The following is a 25793-nucleotide window of genomic DNA, read 5'->3' as shown; positions in this document are numbered from 1 at the left end:
CGCTGCTCGGATCGGACGGCTCAGGCTATCCGGTCGTGTGACGATCGACGCCGAAGGTGTCCGCGAGATCGTCGAGGATGCGGTGCGCACCCTGGATACTCACCGGCATCATCCACACGCTGTCGTCGACCTCGACCTTCCGTCCCTGCAGGTTCTCCCACAGCGGATTGGTGACGAAGGGTTCGGCCGCCGCCTGTGCCTTGCCGTCGCCGAGGTCGTAGGTGGTGACGAAGATGACGTCCGCCTCGGCCTCGGTGATCAGTTCGGGGCTGATGGCGTTCATGATGCTCGACGGATCCGACGGATCGGGGCCCTGGCTCGCGGGGCGGGCGAGACCGGCGTCCTCGAGCACGATGCCGCTGAACGAGGTGGTGCGGTACAGCCGCGCCGTCGGCTCACCGGCGAAGCGGACGACCGAGATCGTGGGGTTGCCCGCCTTCGCGTTGATGTCCGCGCCGATTGCCGCGGCGCGTTCCTCGTACTCGGAGATCTTCTGCTCGGCGAGGTCCTCCTTGCCGATGGCCTGCGCGACGAGACGGATGTTGTCCTTCCACGTCGGTCCGGTCGACTGGGAGAAGACGGTCGGGGCGATGGCGGACAGTTCCTCGTAGTTCTCCCCGTCGCGCACCTCCGCCGAGAGGATGAGGTCGGGTTCGAGCGCGGCCACCTGTTCGAGGCTCACGTCCGCGGTTCTGCCGACGGACACGGCGTCGGTCGCGTACTGCCGCGAGTCGCCGAGATAGTCGGGGAACTCGTCGGTGCGGTAGTCGACGTAGCCGACGAGAGGCGCTTCGAGGAGGAGGACGGCGTCGGAGTAGCTCGTGTCGAGCGCGACGATGCGGGTCGGCTCGCTTTCGATCGTGGTGGAACCGCGGAAGTGTTCGACGGTCCGGGGGAAGTCGGCGGCCGAGTCGGACGCGGTGTCGGTGGACGAGTCGTCGGAGGTGTCGGCCGAACTGCAGCCGGCGACGAGGAGTGCGGCGGTCAGCAGTGCTGCCGCGAACCGGGCGGGGCGGGAGGAGGGAACAGGCACGGGTCGTCCTTCTGTGATTGCGGGGGAAGTGCACCCTAACCCGGGCTGTTCGCGCGTGGTGAGGTCACCTGGTGTCGTCCCTGCGTGTGAGGTGCAGCACACCCTCGGATTGTGGTTGTCGGCTCCGCTCCAGGTAGCCTCGCGAGTCGAGTACGACAGTGAGTAGGACCCGGAGGGCGACCGTTTCGGGGAGGGTCTACGATTCGATGAGCGCAAGCCAGAGACCGTTCGCCTCCAGCCCGAGGTCGAGCGCGCATTCAGGAGGATTAGTGACTGCCGTAGCGCCCCAGCCAGTCCCAGAGATAGCTGCAGCAAGGCCGTACCCGCCGCGGCAGGGACCCAAGGGTTCGTTCATCTACAAGATGATCACGACCACAGATCCCAAGATGTTGGGGATCATGTACATGGTCACCTCGTTCGCCTTCTTCCTCATCGGCGGCCTGATGGCCCTGCTGATGCGCACCGAGCTCGCGGTCCCCGGCCTGCAGTTCCTGTCGAACGAGCAGTTCAACCAGCTGTTCACCATGCACGGCACGATCATGCTGCTGATGTACGCGACGCCGGTCGTGTTCGCCTTCGCGAACTACATCCTGCCGCTGCAGATCGGCGCCCCCGACGTCGCCTTCCCGCGCCTGAACGCATTCAGCTACTGGCTGTACCTGTTCGGCGCGACGATCGTCATGCTCGGCTTCGTCACCCCCGGCGGTGCAGCGGACTTCGGCTGGACGGCGTACACGCCGCTCACCAGTGAGATCCACTCCCCGGGTGTCGGTGCCGACTTCTGGATCCTCGGCCTCGGCGTGATGGGTCTGGGCACCATCCTCGGTGGCGTCAACTTCATCACCACCGTGGTGTGCATGCGTGCACCGGGCATGACCATGTTCCGGATGCCGATCTTCACCTGGAACATCCTGATCACCAGCCTGCTGATCCTGCTCGTGTTCCCGCTGCTGACCGCCGCCTTCATGGGCCTGTTCGTCGATCGTCACCTCGGTGGCCACATCTACGATCCCGCCACCGGCGGTGTGCTCCTGTGGCAGCACCTGTTCTGGTTCTTCGGCCACCCCGAGGTGTACGTCATCGCGCTGCCGTTCTTCGGCATCGTCTCGGAGATCTTCCCGGTCTTCTCGCGCAAGCCGATCTTCGGTTACACGGGTCTGGTCTACGCCACGATGGCCATCGCGGCACTGTCCATCGCCGTGTGGGCGCACCACATGTACGCCACCGGCGCCGTGCTGCTGCCGTACTTCTCGTTCATGACCTTCCTGATCGCCGTCCCGACCGGCGTGAAGTTCTTCAACTGGATCGGCACGATGTGGAAGGGCCAGATCACCTTCGAATCGCCGATGCTGTTCTCGGTCGGCTTCATCGTGACCTTCCTCTTCGGTGGCCTGACCGGTGTCATCCTCGCGAGCCCGCCGTTGGACTTCCACCTGCACGACTCGTACTTCGTGGTCGCCCACTTCCACTACGTGCTCTTCGGCACCATCGTGTTCGCGACCTACGCCGGCATCTACTTCTGGTTCCCGAAGATGACCGGACGCATGCTCGACGAGCAGCTCGGCCGCTGGCACTTCTGGCTGACCTTCATCGGTTTCCACACCACCTTCCTGGTGCAGCACTGGCTCGGTAACGAGGGCATGCCGCGTCGCTACGCCGACTACCTGCCGTCCGACGGCTTCACCACCCTGAACACGATTTCCACCATCGGTGCGTTCGTGCTCGGTGCCTCGACGCTGCCGTTCCTGTGGAACGTCTTCAAGAGCTACCGCTACGGCCAGGTCGTCACGGTCGACGACCCGTGGGGCTACGGCAACTCGCTCGAATGGGCCACCAGCTGCCCGCCGCCGCGGCACAACTTCACCGAGCTGCCGCGGATCCGCTCGGAGCGTCCTGCCTTCGAGCTGCACTACCCGCACATGGTCGAGAAGATGCGCGCCGAAGCGCATGTCGGCCCGGGCAGTGACAAGCACAACGTCAACGTCCTCGAGGGTGCCGACCGTACCCCCGGCGACCATCCGCGCGCCTGAGCGCAGATCGACGATCCACCGAAGCCCCACCCGTCCACCGGGTGGGGCTTCGGCCTTTCGGTGGGGCCGGACCCGCGAACGGGAGCGACGGTTCGACCTGCAACAATGGACGAGCGAGCCGGTACGCGCGTGCGTCCGTGTGTACCTCGACAGACAAGCGATCGGAGACGTAGTGGCGTCTGACAGCACGGTGCTGGTGACCGTGACCGGACCTGACCATCCCGGCGTGACCTCGGTGCTCTTCGCAGCACTGACGCGGCACGACGTCGACCTCCTCGATGTGGAACAGGTCGTGATCCGCGGCCGGCTCACCCTCGGTGTCCTCCTCGTCTGCCCGACCGACGTCGAAGCGTTGCAGGACGAGGTCGAGTCCGCGATGGCCACCATCGGTATGCACGCCGACGTCCAGATCGGTGCCGAGCGCGGTGCCCGCACCGTCTCGACCCACGCCGTCGTGGTGCTGGGCAGCCCGGTCAGTGCCAAGGCACTGCAGTCGGTTGGCCGCACCCTCGCGGCCCAGGGCGCGAACATCGATTCGATCCGCGGCATCGCCGACTACCCGCTCACCGGCCTCGAGCTGATGATCACCGCGCCCGACACCAGCGTCGAGGCCGACGCCGCGCTGCGGCACGCCCTCGTCGAACTCGCCGCGGGCCTCGACGTCGACATCGCGGTGGAGCGCGGCGGTCTCGCCCGTCGTTCCAAGCGCCTGATCGTCTTCGACGTCGATTCCACGCTCATCCAGGGCGAGGTCATCGAGATGCTCGCCGCGCACGCCGGTGTCGAGGACAAGGTCCGCGAGGTCACCGAGGCTGCGATGCGCGGTGAGATCGATTTCGCGCAGTCCCTCGAACAACGCGTCGCGACCCTCGCGGGTCTGCCGGCGACCGTCATCGACGAGGTCGCCGAGCAGCTCGAGCTCACTCCCGGTGCCCGCACCACGATCCGGACGTTGCGTCGGCTCGGCTTCCGTTGCGGCGTCGTCTCGGGCGGCTTCCGTCAGGTGATCGACCCGCTCGCACACGAACTCGAACTCGACTTCGTCCGCGCCAACACGCTCGAGATCGTCGACGGCAAGCTCACCGGGCGAGTGGTCGGCGACATCGTCGACCGCGCCGCCAAGGCACGCGCCCTCCGTGAGTTCGCCGACGAGGCGGGCGTGCCGGTCGAGCAGACCGTCGCGGTCGGCGACGGTGCCAACGACATCGATATGCTGTCGGCCGCGGGCCTGGGCGTGGCGTTCAACGCCAAGCCGGCCCTGCGCGAGGTCGCCGACACCGCCCTGTCGTATCCCTACCTCGATGCGGTGCTCTTCGTCCTCGGCGTCACCCGCGAGGAGATCGAGGCGGCCGACCGCGTCGACGGAACCCTGCGCCGCGTCCCGATCGACGGCAGTGTCTGAGCCGGACCCCGAGTCGGTGCACACCGAGACGGCCTCCGGATCTGCGGGCACGGACCCCGAGCCGGTCTTCGACCCGGCGTCGGATCCGGGTTTCGCCGAGCGCCACGGCGTACTCACCCGCGGTTACGGGCACCGGCCCGATCCGGAGGATCCGGCGAAGGTGCAGGCGATGCCGATCGTGCTGCACATCCCCAAGGTCGATCCACCCGCCCGCAGCGCGGTGCTCGAAGCCGCCGCGATGGCTACCGTGGCACTGTGTTTCGACCCGCGGGTCGGTCCCGGCCCGGACGGCGAACCCGGCCCGTGGCAGGAACCCTTCCTCGCATGGAACGACGCGCGGATACGGAAGGTCGCCCGCCGCGCCCGCGGAGCGCACTGGCGTGCCGCGCAGGACGTCGACGGAGTCACCGTCGACCACGCCGGTGCCCAGGCCAGGGTGTTCGTGCCCGGCCCTGTGGGGGAACTGGACCCGCGCATCTCCCGCCTGCAGATCGGTGGCACCGACCTGCCCCACGACGATCCGCCCCCACCGGCGGACGGCGTTCCGGTCCTCTGGGTGCAGAAGGACCTCGAGATGACCGTCGGCAAGGCGGCCGCGCAGGTCGGTCATGCCGCGATGCTGTTCGCGGGGGCACTGGACGTCGACACCTCACGCGCATGGGCTTCCGACGGATTCCCGTGTGCCGTCCGCGATGCGGACGAGGCCACCTGGCACGAGCTGCTCGCCCGCGTGGAAGCCGGCACGGCCGTCGCGGTCCGCGATGCGGGCTTCACCGAGGTGGCCCCGGGTTCGATCACCGTGATCGCGGTGCCCGGCACGGTCGACGAACGAGCCTGACCTCGACCAGTGCCTGTCCCGCACCGCATCCGCGGTGGCCGGGCAGCACATACAGGGTGTGGAGCCGGAGCGCGCGGACGGGAGCGTCGTCGCCGATCGGGTCGCCCGCGATCGCCTCCGCCTCGTCGGCAGTGGGAACCCGCACGCGGAATCCACCGGCGCCGTCGATCATTCGTGCTCGATGGGGTCGTCGTCCGCGATCCGGAAGATCAGCACCGTCGGCCCGTCGACCGGGTACGAACTCCCCACCCGCATCGGGGAGGTGTTCGCAGGCCTGCCGTCGGGGGCGCTCGAATCGAAGACGCACGCGATGTCGCCGCGATACCACTCGGGTCCGGCGAGGGTCACCGTGGCGGCGTCGCCCGCATGCAGGACGAACAGGCCGCTGCTGTCCTCGAGGGTGACTCCGGTGCGGGTCACGGTGCCGAGTTGCGAGCCGTCGACCCAGCCCTGCAGCGTGCGGCGACTGTCGTCGTGCCACGCGTCCTCGTCGAGTTCGATCCCCTCGATGCCGAACCACACCAGATCGGGATACCCCACGGACCGGGCACGCCCCTCGAAGAAGCGTCGCTGCCGCAGCACCGGGACGCGCTTGCGCAGCCGGAGCAGTTCGCGCACGTAATCCGTTCGCGCACGGTCGGCGTGCTCCCAGTCCAGCGGCCAGGCGTCGCGGACCGGGACGTCCTCGGGGACGCAGTAGGCGTTGTTGTTGCCGTTCTGCGTATGCCCGAACTCGTCGCCGGCGAGCAACATCGGTGTGCCCGTCGACAACAGCAGTGTCGCGAGCATCGCCCGGATGTGCCGATCGCGAGCGGCGAGGATCTCCGGATCGTCGGTCGGCCCTTCGACCCCGTGGTTCACCGACTCGTTGTTGTTCGACCCGTCCCGGCCCTCCTCACCGTTCTCGTCGTTGTGCTTGCGCTCGTACGAGACTGCGTCGGCGAGGGTGAAACCGTCGTGGGCGGTGACGAAGTTGACCGACATCCACGGCTGCCGGATGTTCCTGTCGTAGAGGTCCTCCGAACCGGTGAGCCGCGACGCCATCTCGCGGATCCCGGAACGTCCCGCCCAGTAGCGGCGGACCGTGTCGCGGTAGCGGTCGTTCCATTCGGCCCATTGCGCGCCGAAGTTCCCGAGCTGGTAACCGTGTGCGGTGGCGTCCCACGGTTCGGCGACGAGCTTGACGTCGCAGAGGACGGGATCGGTGACGATCGCGGTGAGCAGTGCCGCCCGCGGATCGAAGGCCCCACCGCGGGGACGGGCCAGCGCACTGGCGAGGTCGAAGCGGAAGCCGTCCACACCCATCACGTCCGCCCAGTACCGGAGGCTGTCGCACACCATCCGCACGACGATCGGTGAGGACGCGTCGAGGGTGTTGCCGCACCCCGTCAGGTCGACGTCCCGTCCGTGCGCGTCGAGCAGGTAGTAGCCGGGCGCGTCGAGGCCGCGCCAGGACAGGCTCGGACCGTCGACCGACGCTTCGCACGTGTGGTTGTAGACGACGTCGAGCAGCACCTCGAGCCCGGCGCTGTGGAAGGCGTCGACCATCGTCCGGAACTCGGCGATCTCGTTGCCCGGCGTGACGGCGTAGGCGGGATGCGGCGCGAAGTACGAGGCGGTCGAATAACCCCAGTGGTTGCGCATCCCCCGCGCACGCACCGACGGCTCGGTCACGAAGGCCTGCACGGGCAGCAACTCGACGGTCGTCACCCCCAGCCCCACCAGATGGTCGATGACCGACCGGTGGGCGAGTCCGAGATAGGTGCCACGCAGCTCCGGTGGCACGAGCGGGTGGTGGGCCGTGTACGAACCGACGTGCAGTTCGTAGACGACGGTGTTCTCCCACGGCACGCGGGGCTTGTCGTGCATGGGCGTCAGGGCGGGTGTCACCACGGACAGGGGCGTGTGACCGAGCGAGTCGACGGTCGACATCGCACCGAACGGGTCGCCCTGGTGGGGGATCAACCGGTCCGGGTCGCCGACGTCGCCGTCGATCCGCCGGGCCCACGGATCGAGCAGGATCTTGTGCGGGTTGGTGCGCAGCCCCCACTGCGGTTGCCACGGCCCGTAGGCGCGGTAGCCGTACCGTTGCCCGGCGCCGACGCCGGGGACCACCCCATGCCAGACCCCGTAGGTGCGGTCGGGCAGGTCCACGCGGTGTTCGTTCCCGTCGTCGTCGACGAGGCAGACCTGGACGCGGTCGCTGTGCGGGGCGTGGACGGCGAAGCGTGTGCCGCCGTCGACCGGGATGGGTCCGAGCGGGAAGGCAGCCCGGTCGGGGAGCGCGACCGAGCCGGACACGACAGCAGTTTCGGATGCGGAGGACGACACGGGAACCGATCCTGCCGCGTTTCGGGCTCGGGCGTAAGAGAAGATGGTCCGCGTGGCACAACCTGATCCCGATTTGCTCATCGAATTCGACGACGTAGTGGTCCGACGCGGCGGGAACGTCCTCGTCGGTCCCGTGACCTGGAAGGTGGAACTCGACGAACGTTGGGTGGTTCTCGGACCCAACGGGGCAGGAAAGACCTCGCTGCTGCGGGTCGCGGCGGCCGAGACCTTCCCCACCTCCGGCACCGCGCACGTCCTCGCGGAGACGTTCGGAAAGACGGATCTGTCCGAACTGCGACCCCGGATCGGATTGTCCTCCGCGGCCCTGGCCAACCGGGTGCCGAACGACGAGAAGGTCACCGATCTCGTGCTCTCCGCGGGCTACGGCGTGCTGGGCCGGTGGCGCGAGCAGTACGACGACATCGACACGAGCCGCGCGGTGGAGATGCTCGAGAGTCTCGGCGCGGAACATCTCGCCGACCGTCTGTACGGGACGTTGTCGGAGGGCGAGCGCAAGCGCGCGCTCATCGCCCGGGCGCTCATGACCGACCCCGAACTGTTGCTGCTCGACGAGCCCGCGGCCGGCCTGGACCTCGGTGGTCGTGAGGAACTCGTGGCCCGGCTCGGCACTCTCGCGGCCGACCCGGATGCACCCGCGATCGTGCTCGTCACCCATCACGTGGAGGAGATCCCTCCGGGCTTCACGCACGCCCTGCTCCTGAAGGAGGGGGGCGTGGTCGCCCAGGGCCTGCTCGACGACGTGATCACCGCCGAGAACCTCAGCGCGGCGTTCAGCCAGTCCATCTCGCTCGACAAGGTCGACGACCGGTTCTTCGCCCGCCGCACCCGCCAGGCGGGACGGCACCGCAGGTAACTCCGGGTCGGGTGGTGCCGGGACCGATCGGCTAGGTTGAGGCCATGTCCAACGATCGCTCGGCATCCACCTTCGATCCCACCGCGGTGCCCATCCGCGACGCGTCCACCGTGATGCTCGTGCGGGACTCCGCGCGCGGCGTCGAGGTGTTCCTGCAGCGTCGTGTCGTCGGCATGGACTTCGCCGGCGGCATGACCGTCTTCCCCGGCGGCGGGGTCGACCCCTCGGACACCGACGCCGACGTGCGGTGGACCGGTCCGGACGTGACCTGGTGGGCCGAGCGGTTCGGTATCGGCGAGGCGCAGGCCCGCGCGCTGGTGCTCGCGGCCGTGCGCGAGACCTTCGAGGAGTGCGGCGTGCTGCTCGCCGGCCCCACCGAGGATTCGGTGGTGGCCGACACGAGCGACTACGCCGAGGCGCGTCGTCTGCTCGAAGCGCGCGAGCTGTCCTTCGGGGACTTCCTGGAGAAGGAGCAGTTGGTGCTGCGCGCCGACCTGCTGCGTCCGCACGCGAACTGGATCACCCCGTTGGGGGAGCGGCGCCGCTACGACACGCGCTTCTTCGTCGCCGCGGTACCGGAAGGGCAGCGGGCCGACGGGAACACCAGCGAGACCGATCTGGTGCAGTGGCAGACCGCCGAGGAGGCCCTCGCCGACTGGCGGTCGGGCCGGTGCATCCTGCTCCCGCCCACATGGAGTCAGCTGTCGATCCTGTCGGGCTTCGCCACGGTCGCCGACCTCATGGCGGCGGACCCGGTCATCGAGCCGATCCTGCCGATCATGGGCCGCCGCGACGGTGCGGTCCACATCGCGTTCGACGGTGACGAGGGCTACTACGAGGTCGGTACTCATCCGTGGGCCCAGCGCTCCGACATCTAGGCTGAGGACCATGGCTGAATTCGTGACCCTCGACGTCTCCGACGGCATCGGCACCATCCGTCTCGACCGACCTCCGATGAACGCGTTGAACCGGCAGCTCCAGGAGGAGATCCGGACCGCTGCGCGCGAGGCGACCGTCCGTTCGGACGTGAAGTCGGTGATCGTCTACGGCGGCGAGAAGGTGTTCGCGGCCGGCGCCGACATCAAGGAAATGGCCGACCTGAGCTACGTGCAGATGAGCGAGATCGTCGGCGACCTGCAGTCGGCCCTCGGGTCGATCGCCGACATCCCCAAGCCCACCGTCGCCGCGATCACCGGCTACGCCCTCGGCGGGGGCCTCGAACTCGCCCTCGGCGCCGACCGGCGCATCGTCGGCGACAACGTCAAGCTCGGCACACCCGAGATCCTGCTGGGCATCATCCCCGGCGGCGGCGGCACCCAGCGACTGGCTCGGCTCATCGGCCCGGCCAAGGCGAAGGATCTCGTCTTCACCGGTCGCTTCGTCGGTGCCGACGAAGCCCTGTCGATCGGTCTGGTCGACGAGGTCGTCGCCCCCGACGACGTCTACGAGGCGGCACGTCGCTGGGCCGGGCAGTTCACCGGCGCCGCCTCGCGCGCGCTCGCCGCTGCGAAGGCCGCGATCGACCAGGGTCTCGACACCGATCTGGATACGGGTCTGAAGATCGAGCAGCACGTCTTCGCCGGGTTGTTCGCCACGAAGGACCGCACCATCGGTCTCGAATCGTTCATCGAGAACGGGCCGGGCAAGGCGAAGTTCGTCGGCGAGTGATGCCGACCGGCACCCGCACTTGTCCACAGCTTACCCATGAGTAGGATCACCGCATGACTGCCAGCAGGACCGACGGGGTCGACCCCGCGCCGAATCCGCACGCCACTGCCGAAGAGGTCGCAGCGGCCCTCGAGGACACCAAGCTCGCCCAGGTGCTCTACCACGACTGGGAAGCCGAGACGTACGACGAGAAATGGTCTATCTCGTACGACGAGCGGTGCATCGACTACGCCAAGGGTCGGTTCGTCGCCGCTGCGGGCGACCAGCCGCTGCCCTACGAGCGCGCACTCGAACTCGGCTGCGGCACGGGCTTCTTCCTCCTCAACCTCATGCAGGGCGGGGTCGCGAAGACCGGTTCGGTGACCGACCTGTCGCCCGGCATGGTGAAGGTCGCGCTCCGCAACGCCGAGAACCTCGGTCTCGACATCGACGGCCGTGTCGCCGACGCCGAGACCATCCCGTACGACGACGACACCTTCGACCTCGTGGTCGGGCACGCCGTGCTGCACCACATCCCGGACGTCGAGCAGTCGCTGCGCGAGGTGCTGCGCGTGCTCAAGCCCGGCGGCCGTTTCGTCTTCGCCGGCGAGCCCAGCACGATCGGCAACTTCTACGCCCGCATGCTCGGCCGGGTCACGTGGGAGGCCACCACCAACATCACCAAGCTGCCCTTCCTGCGCGACTGGCGTCGTCCGCAGACCGAGCTCGACGAGTCCTCCCGGGCGGCCGCCCTCGAGGCCGTCGTCGATCTGCACACCTTCGACCCTGCGGATCTCGAGAAGTTGGCCTCGTCGGCCGGTGCCGTCGAGGTGAAGGCGTCGAGCGAGGAGTTCGCCGCGGCCCTGCTCGGCTGGCCGGTGCGCACCTTCGAGGCCGCCGTCCCGCAGGAGAAGCTGGGCTGGAACTGGGCGAAGTTCGCCTTCGGCGGCTGGAAGACGCTGAGCTGGGTCGACGAGAACGTCCTCAAGCACGTCGTGCCCCGCAGCTTCTTCTACAACGTCATGATCACCGGTGTGAAGCCCGGCAAGTAGTTGGGCTACGACTTCACCCTCGCCGACGTCGAGTACCTGACGTCGGACGACGGCCGCGACGCTCTCGCGAGCGTCGCCGACCGGGAACTGTCGACGCGTACGCGCCTCGCCGACATCGGCTGGGCGCGTACGCGTTTCGGTGACCGCGCCGGAATGCTCGTCGAAACCGTCATCCTGCGGCGCAAGGCGGAGGCGAAGATCGCCGGCGGCGCCGGGTGGGTGCTCACCGACGACGCTCTGCAGCAGTCCACGCCCACCCGCGTCGCGGCGCACCGCGCGCGACGGTTGCGCGGCCGCACGGTGCACGACGTGACGTGTTCGATCGGCGCCGAACTCACCGAACTCGTCGGGGTCGCCGAGACCGTGATCGGCAGTGATCTCGACGATGTGCGTCTGGCGATGGCCGCGCACAACGTCCCCGGGGCTTACCTCCTGCGCGCCGACGCCCTGCGTCCGGTCACGCGAGACACCACCGTCGTCGCCGATCCCGCACGCCGTTCGGGTGGGCGACGGACCCACGATCCGGCGGCGCTGCAACCACCGCTGCCCGATCTCCTCGACGCCTACGCGGGCCGCGATCTCGCCGTGAAGTGCGCACCCGGACTGGATTTCGACTCGCTCGACTGGTCCGGTGAGGTCGAGGTCGTCTCGCTCGACGGCGGAGTCCGCGAGGCGTGCCTGTACTCACCGGGGCTGAGCACTCCCGGCGTGCGGCGACGGGCTGCGGTACTGCGTTCGGACGGCACCGGTTTCGAGATCACCGATGCCGCGGACGACGACATCCCGGAGCGGGAGCCGGGGGAGTGGATCGTCGACCCCGACGGCGCGATCGTGCGCGCCGGTCTCGTCCGTCACTACGCCGCCGCGCACGGATTGTGGCAACTCGACCCGCGGATCGCCTATCTCACCGGCGACAGCCTGCCCGACGGAGTACGGGGTTTCCGGATCGTCGAGCGTCTCAAGTACAGCGAGAAGACGCTCCGTCAGGCGCTCGCCCGCCACGACTGCGGTGCGGCCGAGATCCTCGTACGAGGTGTCGACGTCGACCCAGCGGTGTTGCGTCCGCGCCTGAAGCTGCGCGGGTCGGCCTCGCTCAGCGTGGTGCTCACCCGCATCGGCCGGACGCCGGAAGCCTTCGTCTGCACGCCGTCACGCTGACCGCCCGCGCGCGAACTCGCTGTCCTCACACGGACTGCGGTTCGCGCAGCACCACCACGTCGCCGTCGACGGTCGTGATCACGAACTCCCCGCCCGGGCCGACACCGGTCCCGACCGGCAGTCCGGTGGAGGGATCGAGGGGTTCCTCCTCGAGCGTCGCTCCGTCCGCGAGATCGAGCACCGCTGCTGCGAGAGCCCGATCGCCGTCGACGACCACATAGGCCCGGCCGTCGGCGGTCACCGCCGGCGCACCGTACGGAACCACGTCCGTCCGCTCCCACTCGACCTCGACGCTGTCGCCGGCGTCGCGCAGCGCCGTCAGCGGGGCGCTGCCGTCGGCCGACGCGAGGAGCAGCAGTCCGTCCTCCGTGACGGCGGGACCGAGCGCCGTGGGACGGCCGGTCTCGTGGGTCCACCGCGCCTCGCCCGTCTCCGCGTCGAGCGCCCACAGGGCACCCTCCCCGTCGTGGACGTAGACGGTCGAACCGTCCGCGGACAGAACCGGACTCGTCACCGCACCTCCGGGAAGGTCGGGTACCGACCACTCCTCGGACACCACGGCGTCGTCACCGGGCGTGTAGCGCAGCGCCACGAGCGCAGACCGGTCCGCACCCGGACGCCACACGGTGACGAACACGCGGTCGGTGGCGGTGTCGACGGCAGGCGTCGTGGCGACCGGGCAGTCCTCCGAACCACCGAAGCAGGCCGGCAGGCCGTGATCGCTCGCGAGTCGCGGCAGGTTCTGCCCGTCCTCGACGGTCGGCACCGGCACGAGATCGAACAGCGGTGCCTCGAGGTGCCCCGTCTGCGGGTCGACGACGTTGACCTGACCGAAATGCGTGACCACCAACAGGCTTCCGTCGGAGGTGAACTGTGCGCTGCGGGGACTGCCGCTCACGGGAATGCGCCAGCGACGCTGGCCGTGCTCGTTGAACGACAGCAGTCCGCCGTCCTCACCGACGTAGATGTTCGCGACCCCGTCGGAGACGGGCGTGATCGTCGTGACGGCCGGGGCGAGACGCGTGCACCAGCGCTTGCGGCCCGTGTCCATCTGGAAGGAGAACAGATTGCATCCGGCCTCCGTTGAGGCCGCCACCGAGACCTGGCCGTTGGCCGCGATGCCGGCGGGGGAGCCGACCGGGCCGCCCAGCGGACGCGTCCAGCCGGGCGCGAGGTCCTCGACACTCTCGGCGGTCGCGGTGTTGCTGTTGCGGGCATCGGAGTGCCGTCCCGGCCAGCCGCCACTCGACAACACGTCGTCGGTGCCGGCCCCACCGCCGCACGCGCTCAGCGCGAAGACCACCGTCAGCGCCGGGACCGCGGTCCGCAGGACACCCCGCATCACTCAACTCCTCCACAGGCGAACGATTCGACGTGTCAGCGTATCGGGCCGGGGGTCGTGAGCCGCGAACGAGGCGGACCGTAGGCTGCCCCTATGACGAGCATGTGGGGTGCACCTCTGACGGCGAGGTGGCGCGGGTCCCGTCGAAGGGATCCCGAACAGGCACGATTCCTGACGCTGTCCTCTCTGAAGTGGGTGCTGGACAACAAGGCGTACACGCCCTGGTACCTGGTCCGGTACTACCGCCTGGCGAAGTTCCGGCTGGCCAATCCGCACGTGGTGCTGCGCGGCATGGTCTTCCTGGGCAAGAATGTCGAGATCCACGCGACGCCCGAACTGTCGCGCCTCGAGATCGGCCGCTGGGTCCACATCGGCGACGGCAACGCCATCCGCTGCCACGAGGGTTCGCTCCGGATCGGCGACAAGGTCGTCTTCGGCAAGGACAACGTCGTCAACACCTATCTCGACATCGAGATCGGCGCGTCGACGCTGGTCGCCGACTGGTGCTACATCTGCGACTTCGACCACCGCACCGAGGACGTCACCTACCCGATCAAGGACCAGGGCATCGTCAAGAGCCCCGTCCGGATCGGTCCGGACACCTGGATCGCTGCGAAGGTGACCGTGCTCCGCGGCACCCGGGTCGGCCGCGGTTCGGTGCTCGGAGCGCACGCGGTCGTCAAGGGCGACATCCCCGATTTCAGTATCGCGGTGGGTTCGCCCGCCAAGGTCGTGAAGAACCGTAAGGTGGCGTGGGAGAGCGCCGCTGCCGAGCGTGCCGCCCGGGAGGCGGCGCTCGCCGATATCGCACGGAAGAAGTCGGGAGATACGCCCGCGGACGTGCATCAGTAGCGACGCGGGCCGGGACACTGTCGGGGGACAGCAGATGGACTACTCGGAGTATCGGAGTCATGACGCGATCGGCCTGGCCGAACTCGTCGCGACGGGTCAGGTGTCGGCGAGCGAACTGCTCGAGACCGCGATTGCGCGGCTCGACACGGTCGAACCGACACTGAACACCGTCGTCCGCAGGCTCGACGACAAGGCGCGTGTCCGGGCACGCGAACCGCTCGACGGCCCGTTCGCCGGTGTGCCGTTCCTGCTCAAGGATCTGGGGCAGGATCTGGCCGGTGAGCCGACCTCGTGCGGGTCCCGGGTCCTCGCGGACCTGCCGATGGACGAGAACTCGGTGATCGTCGACCGGTGGCTCGAGGCGGGCCTGGTCCCGTTCGCCAAGACCAACACCCCCGAGTTCGGGGCGAAGGGCATCACCGAGCCCGAGGCGTTCGGGGCCACCCGCAACCCGTGGGACCCGGCGGTGACACCGGGTGGGTCGTCGGGTGGTTCCGCTGCCGCGGTCGCGGCGGGGGTCGTCCCCGCTGCGGGAGCGAGCGACGGCGGCGGCTCCATCCGCATCCCCGCCGCCTGCTGCGGGCTCCTCGGGCTCAAGCCCGGTCGCGGACTCGTGCCCACCGGTATGCGCGGCGGCGAACCGTTGCACGGGGCGGCCACCAACGGGGTCATCTGCCGGACGGTGCGCGACGCCGCTGCCTTCCTCGACGTCATGGCGGGTCCGTACGCGGGCGGGCCGTATCTCGTCGAGCGTGCGCAGTCGTACGCGGAGGTCGCGCGCTCGGCGCCGAAGCGGCTGCGGATCGGGTACGAGACCGTGTCACCGATCGGGACGCCGGTCGACCCGGAGGCGGAGGCCGCGGTGGACGCCGCCGTCGCGGTGCTCGAGGAACTCGGCCATCACGTCGAGCCTGCCTCGACGGGTATCGACGAACGGCGTCTCGCCGAGGACTTCCTCACGATGTGGTTCGCCACGGCCGCAGCGGAGGTCGCCGAGGCCTGCCGCCTCACCGGGGCACGACCGGAGGACTTCGAGTTCGACACCCGCATCATCGCCGCCGTGGGCAGGTCCACCTCGGCGTCGGACTATATTGCGGCACATGCCCGCTGGGCCGAGTACGCGAGCGGTCTCGCGCAGTTCCACGAACGCTACGATCTGCTGCTCACGCCGACGCTCGCCTTCCCACCGTCACGCATCGGCGAACTCGACACACCCCGCTGGATGCGGCGTGCCGGTGAGGCGCTCCTGCGGACCCGCACCGCATGGATCGCGACCCGGGCCGGTTTCATCGATCGGGTGGTGGACGACAATCTCGGCCGTACCCCCTACACGCAGCTCGCCAACATCACCGGACGACCGGCGATCTCGGTGCCGTTGCACTGGACGACGTCCGGTCTGCCGCTCGGGGTGCAGTTCGTCGGCCCGCTCGGTGGGGAGGGCGTGCTCCTCGCCCTCGCAGGCGAACTCGAACAGGCGCGGCCGTGGTTCGATCGGCAGCCGCCGCTCGCTCCGGCCGAGTTGTCCGCTGCTTCGTGAGCCGAAGTCCGGCTCAGGATCGAGCCAGAGGCTTCCGGTACACGACGGTCTCGCACGGGACCGCAAGAGCCGGAACAAGTTCCGGATGGCGCGTATCGAGCGGCGCGGGTTCCTCCGGCACGTAGCCGAGCCGGGTGTAGAGCCGGTCGAGGAACACCTTCGACCCGTGCGAGGTGTCGCGCGGACGGATCACCTCGAGCTGCATCGTCTCGAAACCGCGCTCGGCGAACTCCGTCTCGACCGTGTCGATCAGCAGGCGGCCGACGCCCGTGCCGCGGACCTTCGGGTCGGAGGCGAGCATCCCGAACTCGGCCGTCGTCGCGCCGACCGGGGTCACGCGGATGCAGCCGACCACCCGGCCGTGCGAGCGGGCGATGCGGATGCTGCCCTCCCGCGCGTACCGGGTGATCTCGTCCGTGTCGGTCCGTGTGGTGCCCGGCACCCACATGCCGTCCTCGGCCACCGCGTAGACCGCGTTGAGCAGTTCGGTGACGGCGGCGACGTCGGATTCGTGCGGGGCGAGGCGCTCGACCTCGACGGTGTGCTGCTCGTTCATCCGCGATCCGGGAGTGGTCGTTGCGGGATCGTCGGGCGGGCCAGCGGGTGCCGCACCCGCCGCTTCGCCGACGAATAGACCTGCGCGGTCTCCTCGGCGACGCGGCGCCAGTCGAAGTCGTCGGTCAGTCGTGCCCGAGCAGCCCGCGCGCGCACCTGTGCGGCCTCGGGATCGTCGAGGGTCTCCCGGACCGCCGAGACGAGTCCGGCCACGTCGCCGGGCCGGAACGACAGTCCGGTCACGCCGTCGACCACGGCTTCGCCCAGTCCACCTGCGGTGGACGTGATGAGCGGGGTACCCGCCGCTGCGGCCTCGAGGGCGATGATGCCGAACGGCTCGTAGCGGCTCGGCAGCACGATCGCGTCCGCGCCGTGCAGCCAGCCGAGAAGTTCGGTGTGGTCGAGGTTGCCGAGGAAGCTCACCGAGCGTGCGACGCGGTGCACGCGTGCCTGCTCGCGCAGCCACTCGAACTGGGTGCCCTCACCGGCGACCACGAGGGTCGTGCCGGGATGCGAGCGGCGGATGCGGGGGAGCGCGGCGATCGCGTCCTGCACACCCTTCTCGTATTCGAGGCGACCGACGTAGAGCAGTCGTGCCGGCCCGGGACGCGGCTCACGCTCGCGGTACGACCAGGTGGTGATGTCGATGCCGTTGCGGATCACCGAGATCTCCGGGAGGTCCGGGCCGTACAGCTCGGTGACCTCGTCGTGCATCGATGCCGAACACGTGATGAGACGGTCGGATTCGTTGGCGAGCCACCACTCGACGGAATGCACCTGCCGGTTGATTCGGCCCGACAGCCAGCCGCTGTGGCGACCGGCCTCGGTTGCGTGCAGGGTCGACACGAGCGGCACGTCGAAGTACTCGGCCAGCGCGATCGCGGGGTGGGCGACGAGCCAGTCGTGGGCATGGACGACGTCGGGATACCAGCCTTCGCCGATGCCGCCGCGGCTCAATCCGATCCCGGCGCGGACCATCGCGTGGCCCATCGCCAGGGTCCAGGCGATCATGTCCTCGCCGAAGTCGAAGTGGGGGGCGTCCTCCGCGACCGCCACCACGAGCACGCCGTCGGCGATGTGGCTGATCGTGGGGTGGGTCGACGCATCGGTGCCGGTAGGACGACGGGACAGCACCACCACCTCGTTGCCCGCCGCGGCGAGTTCGGTGGCGAGGTGGTGGACGTGTCTGCCCAGGCCGCCGACGACGACGGGTGGGTATTCCCATGAGACGAGCAGGATCTTCATCGCGGGCCTCCGTGGCGTCCGGGCAGTCGTCGGGCGTCGAGTCCTGGGAAGAGATTGTCGGCGCGGTTCCATCCGTCGGCCAGACGCTGTGCCGTCTCGGTGCGTCCGGAGTCGACCGCCTCGGCGATCTCCCGCAGGGCGTGGGCGTGTTTGTGTGCGCGGTCGCGCGCGTAGGCGGCGGCAGTGTCCTTGCTGACCATGAACGCCCAGTCGCTGGACACCGTCAGCAGCGCTTCGCGCAACATCTGGTCGTGCACGCGGTTGCGGAGTGCGACGGACGACGTGCTCTGCTCGCGGGCCTTGTCGATGCTGTCGAGGGTCGTGCGCACCACTTCGTCGTCGAGGCGCACGAGATCGGCGACCTGGTCGCCGGCCCACACCCGCCAGTCCTTGCCCGAACCCCACGACGAGTTCTCCAGATCGACCGAGGCTCCGACATATCCGCGGTCGCGGGCATCGGCGAGTGTTCCGACCTCGATGCCGGCTTCGGGAAGAGCACGGAGCAGTCGTTCGAGGAAGATCGGGCCCTCGTACCACCAGTGGCCGAACAGTTCCGTGTCGAAGGCCGCGACGACGAGTGCGTCCCGGCCGATGCGGTCGGACTCACTGCGCAGTCGTTGCCGGATCGTCTCGACGAAGTCGGCGACGTGCCGGTCGACGGCCTGCGACGCGAGTTCGGGGTCGTAGGGCGCCTTCTCGTGCGAGGGCACCGTGCGGCCCGTGACGCGGGACGGCTTGAGTCCGGTGTCGTGGCAGTAGGTGTGGAAGTCGCGGTAGGCGGAGTGGCCGGGGTAGCCGGACTTCGGCGACCACACGCGGTACGAGACCTGCAGGTCGCGGCCGAAGCACACGACGTCCGAGTCGCGGACGGTGCGGCCGAGCGAGGTGTCGCCGCGCAGCGCGGGGCCGTCGACCATGAAGTGCTCGACTCCCGCTGCGGCGTAACCGTTCTCCATGCCCGGTGTGTAACCGCACTCCGGGCCCCAGATGCCGCGCGGGCGATGGTTCCAGCGGGCGTGGGCGTCGTCGAGGCCCTCGGACAGCGAGAAGGCGCGCAGTCGCGGATCGAGGAGGGGCTGGAACGGATGGGCGAGAGGCCCACCGAGCAGTTCGATCGCTTCGGCGTCGATCAGCTGCCGCACGACGGGGGATCCGCCGTGGCGCCAATGGGTTTCGAAGTCCTCCAGTGCCGCGGTGGCCGCGCGGTGCTCGCGGGCGCCGAGCGCGCGGTAGGACTCCTCCCGCATGCCGGCGGCCTCGTGCGCGCGGAGCCGCCAGTTGCCGAGCCAGTGGTGCATCCCGGCGAGGCAGTGCGGGTCGTCGAGTTGCGCGGCGAGTACCGGAGTGATGCCGAGTGTGAGCATCCGGGTCCGGCCTTCGGCGGCGAGTCGCCGCAGGACATCGGTGACGGGCAGGTAGGTCGCTGCCCACGACTGGTAGAGCCATTCCTCGCCGACGGGCCACCGGCCGTGATGGGCGAGCCAGGGGAGGTGGGAGTGGAGGACGAGCGCGAACATGCCGGGTTCGCGGGACGATGCGGCACTCACGGAGCGGTGTCCTTCGCTGCGGGGTCCTTCACGGCGATCGCGACGAGATCGAGGCTCGCGTCGATGTTCTCGGGGACGATGGCGAAGTCGTCGGTGGAGACGATGGCGACGTCGGCGGCGAGATCGTCCGGCCACGGCCGACCGGCGAGCGCGCGCTCGATCTGGGCGTCGATGAACGATCCGCCGTGTTTGGCGTCGAGTGCGCGCAGCGCGGGGCCGTGGTGCACGCCGGTCATGAGTTCGACGCGGAAGCCGGCGTCCTCGAGCAGTTCCGTCAGTTCGGCGGCGTTCAGCTCGCGGGTGTGGAAGGGGTTGAGCGGGGTGTCGCGGCCGGGGGAGAAGGTGATGCGGTTGGGGGTGCTGATCAGCAACTCGCCACCGGGAGTGAGAACGCGGTGACATTCGCGTAGGAACTGTGTCTGATCCCACAGATGCTCGATCACCTGGAAGTTCACGACCGTATCGACCGATTCGTCCTCGAGGGGGAGTTCGGCGAGATTGCCGTGCCGCATGTCCACGCGGGGGTAGCGCGCGCGGATGTGCGCGACGGCGCTCTCGTCGTAGTCGAGGCCGATCACGCGCGTCGCGACGTCGGCGATCATGTCGGCTCCGTAGCCTTCGCCGGCGCCGGCCTCGAGGACGGTCCGATTCTCACAGCGGGGGAGAAAGTGCTGGTAGACGACCTCGTGACGTCGGAACCAATAGTTCTCCTCGGCGATGCCGGGGACCGTCCGTTCGCCGGTGAGGGGGAGGGTGTGCGCGTCGTCGGCGCGGGCGGGGGTGTCGCTCACCGCCACGACATTAGACCTCTCCCCGGAGGGGTGGTCTCCGGTGTTCCAGATCACAGGTTTCGTCGTCCTTCCGTACGGCTATGGTGAACCGGGAATCCCGTCAAGTTACTGACTGGTAACTTAGCGGCTGATAATCTATCGCACACGCCGTGCGAAAGACACGAGTGCTCGGTTCAGGCAGCGCCTTGCCGACCAAAGGCAGCTACACACAGGAGGTCGACGCAGACCCATGACGAACATCGTCGTTTTGATCAAGCAGGTCCCCGACACGTGGTCCGAGCGCAAGCTCAGCGACGGCGACTACACGCTCGACCGTGAGGCCGCCGACGCCGTGCTCGACGAGATCAACGAGCGCGCCGTCGAGGAAGCTCTGCTCATCAAGGAGCGCGACGGCGGCGAGGTCACCGTTCTGACCGCCGGCCCGGACCGCGCCACCGACGCCATCCGCAAGGCGCTGTCCATGGGCGCCGACAAGGCGATCCACCTCAACGATCCCGCCATGCACGGCTCCGACTCGATCCAGACCGCGTACGCGATCGCCGCTGCACTCGGCCAGATCGAGGGTGTCGAGCTGGTCATCGCCGGTAACGAGGCCACCGACGGTCGCGTGGGCGCCGTGCCCGCGATCATCGCCGAGTACCTGGGCCTGCCCCACCTGACGCACCTGCGCAAGCTCACCATCGCGGACGGCAAGGCCACCGGCGAGCGCGAGACCGACGAAGGTGTCTTCGGTATCGAGGCTCCGCTCCCCGCCATCGTCTCGGTCACCGAGAAGATCAACGAGCCCCGCTTCCCCTCCTTCAAGGGCATCATGGCCGCCAAGAAGAAGGAAGTTCAGACCCTCACCCTCGCCGACATCGGTCTCGATCCCGAGATCTTCGGTGTTGCGAACGCTGCGTCCACCGTCACCGGTGTGACCCCGAAGCCCCCGCGCACCGCGGGTGAGCGCGTCACCGACGAGGGCGACGGCGGCACCAAGATCGCTCAGTACCTGGTCGGCCAGAAGATCATCTGATCGCGCCCCGCGACAACATCTGACATATCTAGGAGAGAAGTAGTAATGGCAGAAGTACTCGTGCTCGTCGAGCATGCCGAGGGCGCGCTCAAGAAGGTCAGCACCGAACTCATCACCGCCGCGCGTGTGCTGGGTGAACCCTCCGCCGTCGTCGCAGGTGCCCCCGGCACCGCCGACGCGCTGCAGGACGCCCTCGCCGCCGCCGGTGCGGTCAAGGTCTACGCCGCCGAGTCGGAAGACGTCGACAACTACCTGGTGACCCCGAAGGTCGACGTCCTCGCGTCGCTCGTCGAGTCCACCAGCCCCGCCGCCGTCATCACCGCCGCGTCCGTGGAGGGTAAGGAGGTGTCGGGTCGCCTCGCTGCCCGCATCGGTTCCGGCCTGCTCGTCGACGTCGTCGACGTCAAGGCCGACGGTTCCGCCGTGCACTCGATCTTCGGTGGCGCGTTCACCGTCGACGCCAAGGCCAACGGTGAGGTCCCCGTGATCTCCGTCCGCCCGGGCGCCATCGAGGCCAAGCCCGAGGCTGCCGCCGCAGAGCGCGTGGCCGTCGAGGTTCCGGCCCAGGAAGAGAACGCCGTGAAGATCGTCTCGCGCGATCCGATCGTCGGTGGCGACCGTCCGGAGCTCACCGAGGCGTCGATCGTCGTCTCCGGTGGCCGCGGTGTCGGTTCGGCCGAGAAGTTCTCCGTCGTCGAGGAGCTCGCCGACTCGCTCGGTGCCGCCGTCGGTGCCTCCCGCGCCGCCGTCGACTCGGGCTACTACCCGGGCCAGTTCCAGGTCGGTCAGACCGGTAAGACGGTCTCCCCGCAGCTGTACGTCGCGCTCGGTATCTCCGGCGCCATCCAGCACCGCGCCGGCATGCAGACGTCGAAGACCATCGTCGCGGTCAACAAGGACGAAGAGGCCCCGATCTTCGAGATCGCGGACTACGGCGTCGTCGGCGACCTGTTCAACGTCGCTCCGCAGCTGACCGAAGAGGTCAAGAAGCACAAGGGCTGATCCGCTCCGGCAGATCGATCCCTGCGCGGCCCCGCTCCTTCGAAAGGAGCGGGGCCGCGTGCGTTCGGGGGGAGTGACCACCCGCTCGACCTGGGATGTGCCGGATATCGCCCGCTCGCCGACCCCCTGAGCGCGACGGGCACCTGCGTCGACCCGCTATCCTGGATCGGTCATGACCTCGCCCGCCGCCGGTCCCTCCGGTACCCCCACGACCGTCTACCTCGATCACGCCGCGACGACGCCGATGCTTCCTGCGGCCATCGAGGCGATGACGTCGGTCCTCACCACCGTCGGAAACGCATCCTCCCTGCACGGATCGGGGCGCGCAGCGCGCCGGCGCATCGAGGAGTCGCGGGAGTCGATCGCGGCCGCCCTCGGCGCCCGACCCTCCGAAGTGATCTTCGTTTCCGGTGGTACCGAGGGCGACAACCTGGCCGTCAAGGGTATCTACTGGGGCCGCCGCGCCCAGGACTCCCGGCGTCGCCGGATCCTCGCGAGCGCGGTCGAACACCACGCCGTGATCGACGCCGTCGAATGGCTCGTCGAGCACGAGGACGCCCAAGTGACCTGGCTTCCGGTGGACGGGTCCGGCCGTGTCGATCCCACCACGCTCCGTGAGGAACTCTCGCGCCACGCCGGCGAGGTCGCCCTCGTGTCCGTGATGTGGGCGAACAACGAGGTCGGCACCGTCATACCGATCACCGAGCTCGCTGCGATCGCCGCCGAGTTCGACGTCCCGATGCACAGCGACGCCGTGCAGGCGGTCGCGCATCTGCCGGTCGACTTCACCGCGAGCGGACTGTCGGCCCTGACCCTGGCCGCCCACAAGTTCGGTGGGCCCCAGGGAGTGGGAGCGCTGCTGCTGGGCAGGCAGGTGCCGTGCGTGCCGCTCGCCCACGGCGGAGGCCACGAACGCGATGTGCGGTCCGGGACGCAGGACACCGCGTCCATCGTGGCGATGGCCGCCGCGCTGCGCGAGGTCACCTCGGATCTGCCCGGCCGCACCGCCGAACTCGCACGCCTGCGCGACCTTCTCGTCGAGGGTGTCGAGGCGGCGATCCCCGATGCGATCCTCAACGGTCCTCGCGAGGCGGGACGACTGCCCAACAATGCGCACTTCACGTTCCCCGGATGCGAAGGGGATTCGCTGCTGATGTTGCTCGACGCGGCCGGTATCGAATGCTCGACCGGTTCGGCGTGCACCGCCGGGGTCGCGCGGGCGAGTCACGTGCTCGTCGCGATGGGGGCGGACCCCGTCAAGGCGCGTGGTTCGCTCCGATTCTCGTTGGGGCACACCACGACCCGCGGTGACATCGACAAACTGATCGAAACTCTCCCTTCCGTGGTGGACAGGGCTCGCGCCGCCGGACTGGCGAGCGCCGGTGGACGAGGAGGTGACCGGAGATGAGGATTCTTGCGGCAATGAGCGGCGGTGTGGACTCGGCGGTCGCCGCCGCCCGCATGGTCGAGGCCGGACACGATGTCGTGGGAGTGCATCTCGCGTTGTCGACCGCGCCGGGCACGCTGCGCACCGGCTCGCGCGGATGCTGTTCGAAGGAGGATGCCGGCGACGCCCGCCGCGCGGCCGATGTGCTCGGAATCCCTTTCTATGTATGGGATTTCGCAGACCGGTTCAAGGAGGACGTGATCGACGACTTCGTCGCGTCCTACGCCGCCGGTGAGACCCCGAATCCGTGCCTGCGCTGCAACGAGAAGATCAAGTTCTCGGCGCTGGCCGATCGTGCCGTCGCGCTCGGCTTCGACGCCGTCGCCACCGGTCACTACGCGCAGTTGAACGACGGAGTGCTGCGCCGCGCCGTCGACGCCGACAAGGATCAGTCGTACGTGCTGGCCGTGCTCACCGCGCAGCAGTTGTCGCGCGCGGTGTTCCCCGTCGGCGACACCCCCAAGAGCCGCATCCGCGAGGAGGCCGCCGAACGCGGACTCGCGGTGGCGAACAAGCCCGACAGCCACGACATCTGCTTCATCCCGTCCGGCGACACCCGTGCCTTCCTCGGTGCCCGCATCGGTGTGCGTCCCGGTGCCGTCGTGGACGACCGTTCGGGTGAGGTGCTCGCGCAACACGAGGGCGTGCACGGCTTCACCATCGGTCAGCGCAAGGGACTCGGCATCGCCGGGCCCGGACCGGACGGCCGCCCCCGCTACGTCACCGCGATCGAACCGGACAGCGGCACCGTGCGGGTCGGCAGCGCCGAACAACTGAAGGTCGAGTCGATCCGGGCCGAGCGCGCCGTGTGGACCTCGGGCACGGCTCCCGTCGGACCGATCGAGTGCGTCGTCCAGGTCCGCGCCCACGGTGGCCTGGCTCCGGCCGTCGCCGAAGCGGTGGGTTCGGGCATCGAGATCTCGCTGCGCGAACCGCTCACCGGTGTCGCCGCCGGTCAGGCCGCCGTGCTGTACCGGCCCGACGCTGCCGGAGACATCGTCATCGGCAGCGGCACCATCACGGCAGGGGACCGGTGACGGCACCTGCCACCGGCCGCAAGGTGTGGTCCGGTCTCGCGACAGGCATCGGTTCGTGGCCCGGAACGGACCCGCGTGAGGCCGCGGCGGTCGTGGTCGGCGAACTCACCGACCTGCCGCACCTCGTCGAACTGCCGGCGCGGGGTCTCGGTGCCGACATGATCGGCCGGGTCAGCGCCCTGCTCGTCGACATGTACCTCGACACCTCCACCACCGGTTACCGCCTCGTGTCGCGACGCGGCGGCGTGGCCGCCCGGGCGCGCGACCTGCTCGCACAGGATCTCGACGCGCTCGAGGAGGCATGGGAACGTGCCGGGCTCGGGGCCGACCGTCCCGTGAAGGTGCAGGCCGCCGGACCGCTCACTCTCGCCGCCCACGTCGAACTCGCCACCGGACGGCGGGTGCTCACCGACCGCGGCGCCGTCCGCGACCTGGCCGAATCGCTCGCGGAGGGGCTGGCCCGACACGCGGCCGAGATCACCCGCCGGCTCGGGGTGCGCGTCGTCGTGCAACTCGACGAACCGTCGCTGCCGGATGTGCTCGCCGGAACGTTGAAGGGGCGGACCGTCCTCGAGACCGTCCCGGCCGTGCCGGATCCGGAAGCGCTGGACGTGCTCGACACGACGATCCGCGGCACCGGGCTGTCCGTCGCCGTGCACTGCTGTGCGGGCACCTTCCCGGCCGACTTCCTGCGGCGCAGCGCTGCCGACGCGGTCGCCTTCGACGTCGGACGCGTGCGACGCTCCGACCTCGACGGACTCGGCGAGCTGTTCGATTCCGGCACTGTCCCGATCCTGGGACTCGCGCCTGCCCCCGAATCGGCCTCGACCGGCTGGCGCGAGTGCGCGGCACCGGCCGTCGACCTGATCGACCGGCTCGGTTTCCCCCGGAAGGTGCTGCAATCGGTGGCGGTGAGCCCGGTCTGCGGGCTGGCCTCGGCCTCCACGGAGGGAGCGCGTGCCGCTCTGCGTTCGCTGCGCGACGTCGCGTCGGCATTCGCCGAGGAAGCCGACACGCTCTGAGCATTCCGGTCGGTCCCTCGACTAGGCTTGCAGGCT

22 protein-coding genes are annotated in these 25793 nt (G+C 69.2%); 15 read left to right on the top strand and 7 right to left on the bottom strand.

Annotated features, from left to right (window positions below; all coding sequences use genetic code 11):
• Nucleotides 1-25: 25 nt before the first annotated feature.
• Complete coding sequence (locus CKW34_RS15860) at nucleotides 26-1033, bottom strand: ABC transporter substrate-binding protein (RefSeq protein WP_059380738.1); 1008 nt, start codon at nucleotides 1031-1033, stop codon at nucleotides 26-28.
• Between the two features lie 269 nt (nucleotides 1034-1302).
• Between CKW34_RS15860 and ctaD the strand changes: the two genes are divergently transcribed.
• The 3 genes from ctaD (at nucleotide 1303) to CKW34_RS15845 (ending at nucleotide 5303) form a co-directional block, all read left to right on the top strand.
• Nucleotides 1303-3063 (top strand): aa3-type cytochrome oxidase subunit I, encoded by a 1761-nt coding sequence (gene ctaD, locus CKW34_RS15855; RefSeq protein WP_072740429.1) that lies wholly within the window; start codon nucleotides 1303-1305, stop codon nucleotides 3061-3063.
• A 172-nt stretch (nucleotides 3064-3235) separates the two neighbouring features.
• On the top strand, nucleotides 3236-4465 hold the full coding sequence (gene serB / locus CKW34_RS15850) for a phosphoserine phosphatase SerB (RefSeq protein WP_059380740.1): 1230 nt from the start codon (nucleotides 3236-3238) through the stop codon (nucleotides 4463-4465).
• The gene (locus CKW34_RS15845) at nucleotides 4458-5303 is read left to right on the top strand and encodes a peptidyl-tRNA hydrolase (protein WP_059380741.1); all 846 of its coding nucleotides are present in this window, start codon (nucleotides 4458-4460) and stop codon (nucleotides 5301-5303) included. The genes serB and CKW34_RS15845 overlap by 8 nt, the downstream gene beginning before the upstream one ends.
• A gap of 168 nt (nucleotides 5304-5471) precedes the next feature.
• Here the strand turns inward: CKW34_RS15845 and glgX are convergent, their stop codons facing one another.
• Nucleotides 5472-7604 carry a glycogen debranching protein GlgX gene (glgX, locus tag CKW34_RS15835; RefSeq protein ID WP_095092035.1) on the bottom strand — a complete coding sequence of 711 codons (2133 nt, stop codon included), beginning with the start codon at nucleotides 7602-7604 and terminating at the stop codon, nucleotides 5472-5474.
• 73 nt (nucleotides 7605-7677) lie between these two features.
• Between glgX and CKW34_RS15830 the strand changes: the two genes are divergently transcribed.
• Genes CKW34_RS15830 through CKW34_RS15810 form a run of 5 tightly spaced genes read left to right on the top strand, consistent with a single transcriptional unit; the run spans nucleotide 7678 to nucleotide 12365 of the window.
• Complete coding sequence (locus CKW34_RS15830; protein WP_006554577.1) at nucleotides 7678-8508, top strand: ABC transporter ATP-binding protein; 831 nt, start codon at nucleotides 7678-7680, stop codon at nucleotides 8506-8508.
• 44 nt (nucleotides 8509-8552) lie between these two features.
• Nucleotides 8553-9386 (top strand): NUDIX hydrolase, encoded by an 834-nt coding sequence (locus CKW34_RS15825; protein ID WP_059380744.1) that lies wholly within the window; start codon nucleotides 8553-8555, stop codon nucleotides 9384-9386.
• Between the two features lie 10 nt (nucleotides 9387-9396).
• Complete coding sequence (locus CKW34_RS15820; RefSeq protein WP_059380745.1) at nucleotides 9397-10176, top strand: enoyl-CoA hydratase-related protein; 780 nt, start codon at nucleotides 9397-9399, stop codon at nucleotides 10174-10176.
• A gap of 53 nt (nucleotides 10177-10229) precedes the next feature.
• Nucleotides 10230-11207, top strand: a complete 978-nt coding sequence (locus tag CKW34_RS15815; protein ID WP_059380746.1) for a class I SAM-dependent methyltransferase — start codon at nucleotides 10230-10232, stop codon at nucleotides 11205-11207.
• On the top strand, nucleotides 11208-12365 hold the full coding sequence (locus CKW34_RS15810; protein WP_059380747.1) for a THUMP-like domain-containing protein: 1158 nt from the start codon (nucleotides 11208-11210) through the stop codon (nucleotides 12363-12365). It abuts the gene before it with no gap.
• Between the two features lie 25 nt (nucleotides 12366-12390).
• Here the strand turns inward: CKW34_RS15810 and CKW34_RS15805 are convergent, their stop codons facing one another.
• Complete coding sequence (locus CKW34_RS15805; RefSeq protein ID WP_059380748.1) at nucleotides 12391-13707, bottom strand: outer membrane protein assembly factor BamB family protein; 1317 nt, start codon at nucleotides 13705-13707, stop codon at nucleotides 12391-12393.
• A 93-nt stretch (nucleotides 13708-13800) separates the two neighbouring features.
• On the opposite strand from CKW34_RS15805, the gene CKW34_RS15800 reads away from it, so the two are divergent.
• Both CKW34_RS15800 and CKW34_RS15795 read left to right on the top strand, forming a co-directional pair.
• Nucleotides 13801-14559: an acyltransferase gene (locus CKW34_RS15800; protein WP_059380749.1), complete on the top strand. Its 759-nt coding sequence runs from the start codon at nucleotides 13801-13803 to the stop codon at nucleotides 14557-14559.
• Nucleotides 14560-14593: 34 nt separating this feature from the next.
• Entirely contained in the window at nucleotides 14594-16096 is a 1503-nt protein-coding gene (locus CKW34_RS15795) for an amidase (RefSeq protein ID WP_059380750.1), read from the top strand.
• Between the two features lie 13 nt (nucleotides 16097-16109).
• Here CKW34_RS15795 and CKW34_RS15790 read toward each other — a convergent pair whose 3' ends face one another.
• From CKW34_RS15790 to CKW34_RS15775, 4 genes are read right to left on the bottom strand one after another with little or no spacing between them, the layout of a single operon-like run.
• Entirely contained in the window at nucleotides 16110-16652 is a 543-nt protein-coding gene (locus CKW34_RS15790; protein WP_059380751.1) for a GNAT family N-acetyltransferase, read from the bottom strand.
• A complete protein-coding gene (locus tag CKW34_RS15785) occupies nucleotides 16649-17896 on the bottom strand; it encodes a glycosyltransferase family 4 protein (RefSeq protein ID WP_059380752.1) in 1248 nt (415 codons plus the stop codon). The genes CKW34_RS15790 and CKW34_RS15785 overlap by 4 nt, the downstream gene beginning before the upstream one ends.
• Nucleotides 17893-19413, bottom strand: a complete 1521-nt coding sequence (locus CKW34_RS15780; protein ID WP_059380790.1) for a 1,4-alpha-glucan branching protein domain-containing protein — start codon at nucleotides 19411-19413, stop codon at nucleotides 17893-17895. Before CKW34_RS15780 ends, CKW34_RS15785 begins: the two co-directional genes overlap by 4 nt.
• A gap of 26 nt (nucleotides 19414-19439) precedes the next feature.
• Nucleotides 19440-20240: a class I SAM-dependent methyltransferase gene (locus tag CKW34_RS15775; protein WP_059380753.1), complete on the bottom strand. Its 801-nt coding sequence runs from the start codon at nucleotides 20238-20240 to the stop codon at nucleotides 19440-19442.
• Between the two features lie 223 nt (nucleotides 20241-20463).
• On the opposite strand from CKW34_RS15775, the gene CKW34_RS15770 reads away from it, so the two are divergent.
• From CKW34_RS15770 to CKW34_RS15750, 5 genes are all read left to right on the top strand, one after another.
• On the top strand, nucleotides 20464-21249 hold the full coding sequence (locus CKW34_RS15770) for an electron transfer flavoprotein subunit beta/FixA family protein (protein ID WP_059380754.1): 786 nt from the start codon (nucleotides 20464-20466) through the stop codon (nucleotides 21247-21249).
• Between the two features lie 45 nt (nucleotides 21250-21294).
• A complete protein-coding gene (locus tag CKW34_RS15765; protein WP_059380755.1) occupies nucleotides 21295-22251 on the top strand; it encodes an electron transfer flavoprotein subunit alpha/FixB family protein in 957 nt (318 codons plus the stop codon).
• Nucleotides 22252-22423: 172 nt separating this feature from the next.
• Nucleotides 22424-23659, top strand: a complete 1236-nt coding sequence (locus CKW34_RS15760; protein ID WP_059380756.1) for a cysteine desulfurase family protein — start codon at nucleotides 22424-22426, stop codon at nucleotides 23657-23659.
• Entirely contained in the window at nucleotides 23656-24735 is a 1080-nt protein-coding gene (gene mnmA / locus CKW34_RS15755; protein ID WP_059380757.1) for a tRNA 2-thiouridine(34) synthase MnmA, read from the top strand. Before CKW34_RS15760 ends, mnmA begins: the two co-directional genes overlap by 4 nt.
• Entirely contained in the window at nucleotides 24732-25757 is a 1026-nt protein-coding gene (locus tag CKW34_RS15750; RefSeq protein ID WP_059380758.1) for a methionine synthase, read from the top strand. Before mnmA ends, CKW34_RS15750 begins: the two co-directional genes overlap by 4 nt.
• The last annotated feature ends 36 nt before the right edge of the window (nucleotides 25758-25793 follow it).

Origin of the sequence: Rhodococcus rhodochrous, from assembly GCF_900187265.1 — a bacterium.
Lineage (GTDB): Bacteria > Actinomycetota > Actinomycetes > Mycobacteriales > Mycobacteriaceae > Rhodococcus > Rhodococcus rhodochrous.
Note: the sequence above shows the minus strand (reverse complement) of the source record. Positions and strands in the feature narration are given on the sequence as shown.

Coding starts and splice junctions, on each gene's coding strand:
- CKW34_RS15830 (WP_006554577.1), top strand. CDS start 7,678: ATGGTCCGCGTGGCACAACCTGATCCCGATTTGCTCATCGAATTCGAC.
- CKW34_RS15825 (WP_059380744.1), top strand. CDS start 8,553: ATGTCCAACGATCGCTCGGCATCCACCTTCGATCCCACCGCGGTGCCC.
- CKW34_RS15820 (WP_059380745.1), top strand. CDS start 9,397: ATGGCTGAATTCGTGACCCTCGACGTCTCCGACGGCATCGGCACCATC.
- CKW34_RS15815 (WP_059380746.1), top strand. CDS start 10,230: ATGACTGCCAGCAGGACCGACGGGGTCGACCCCGCGCCGAATCCGCAC.
- CKW34_RS15805 (WP_059380748.1), bottom strand. CDS start 13,707: ATGCGGGGTGTCCTGCGGACCGCGGTCCCGGCGCTGACGGTGGTCTTC.
- CKW34_RS15800 (WP_059380749.1), top strand. CDS start 13,801: ATGACGAGCATGTGGGGTGCACCTCTGACGGCGAGGTGGCGCGGGTCC.
- CKW34_RS15795 (WP_059380750.1), top strand. CDS start 14,594: ATGGACTACTCGGAGTATCGGAGTCATGACGCGATCGGCCTGGCCGAA.
- CKW34_RS15790 (WP_059380751.1), bottom strand. CDS start 16,652: ATGAACGAGCAGCACACCGTCGAGGTCGAGCGCCTCGCCCCGCACGAA.
- CKW34_RS15785 (WP_059380752.1), bottom strand. CDS start 17,896: ATGAAGATCCTGCTCGTCTCATGGGAATACCCACCCGTCGTCGTCGGC.
- CKW34_RS15780 (WP_059380790.1), bottom strand. CDS start 19,413: ATGTTCGCGCTCGTCCTCCACTCCCACCTCCCCTGGCTCGCCCATCAC.
- CKW34_RS15770 (WP_059380754.1), top strand. CDS start 20,464: ATGACGAACATCGTCGTTTTGATCAAGCAGGTCCCCGACACGTGGTCC.
- CKW34_RS15765 (WP_059380755.1), top strand. CDS start 21,295: ATGGCAGAAGTACTCGTGCTCGTCGAGCATGCCGAGGGCGCGCTCAAG.
- CKW34_RS15760 (WP_059380756.1), top strand. CDS start 22,424: ATGACCTCGCCCGCCGCCGGTCCCTCCGGTACCCCCACGACCGTCTAC.
- mnmA (WP_059380757.1), top strand. CDS start 23,656: ATGAGGATTCTTGCGGCAATGAGCGGCGGTGTGGACTCGGCGGTCGCC.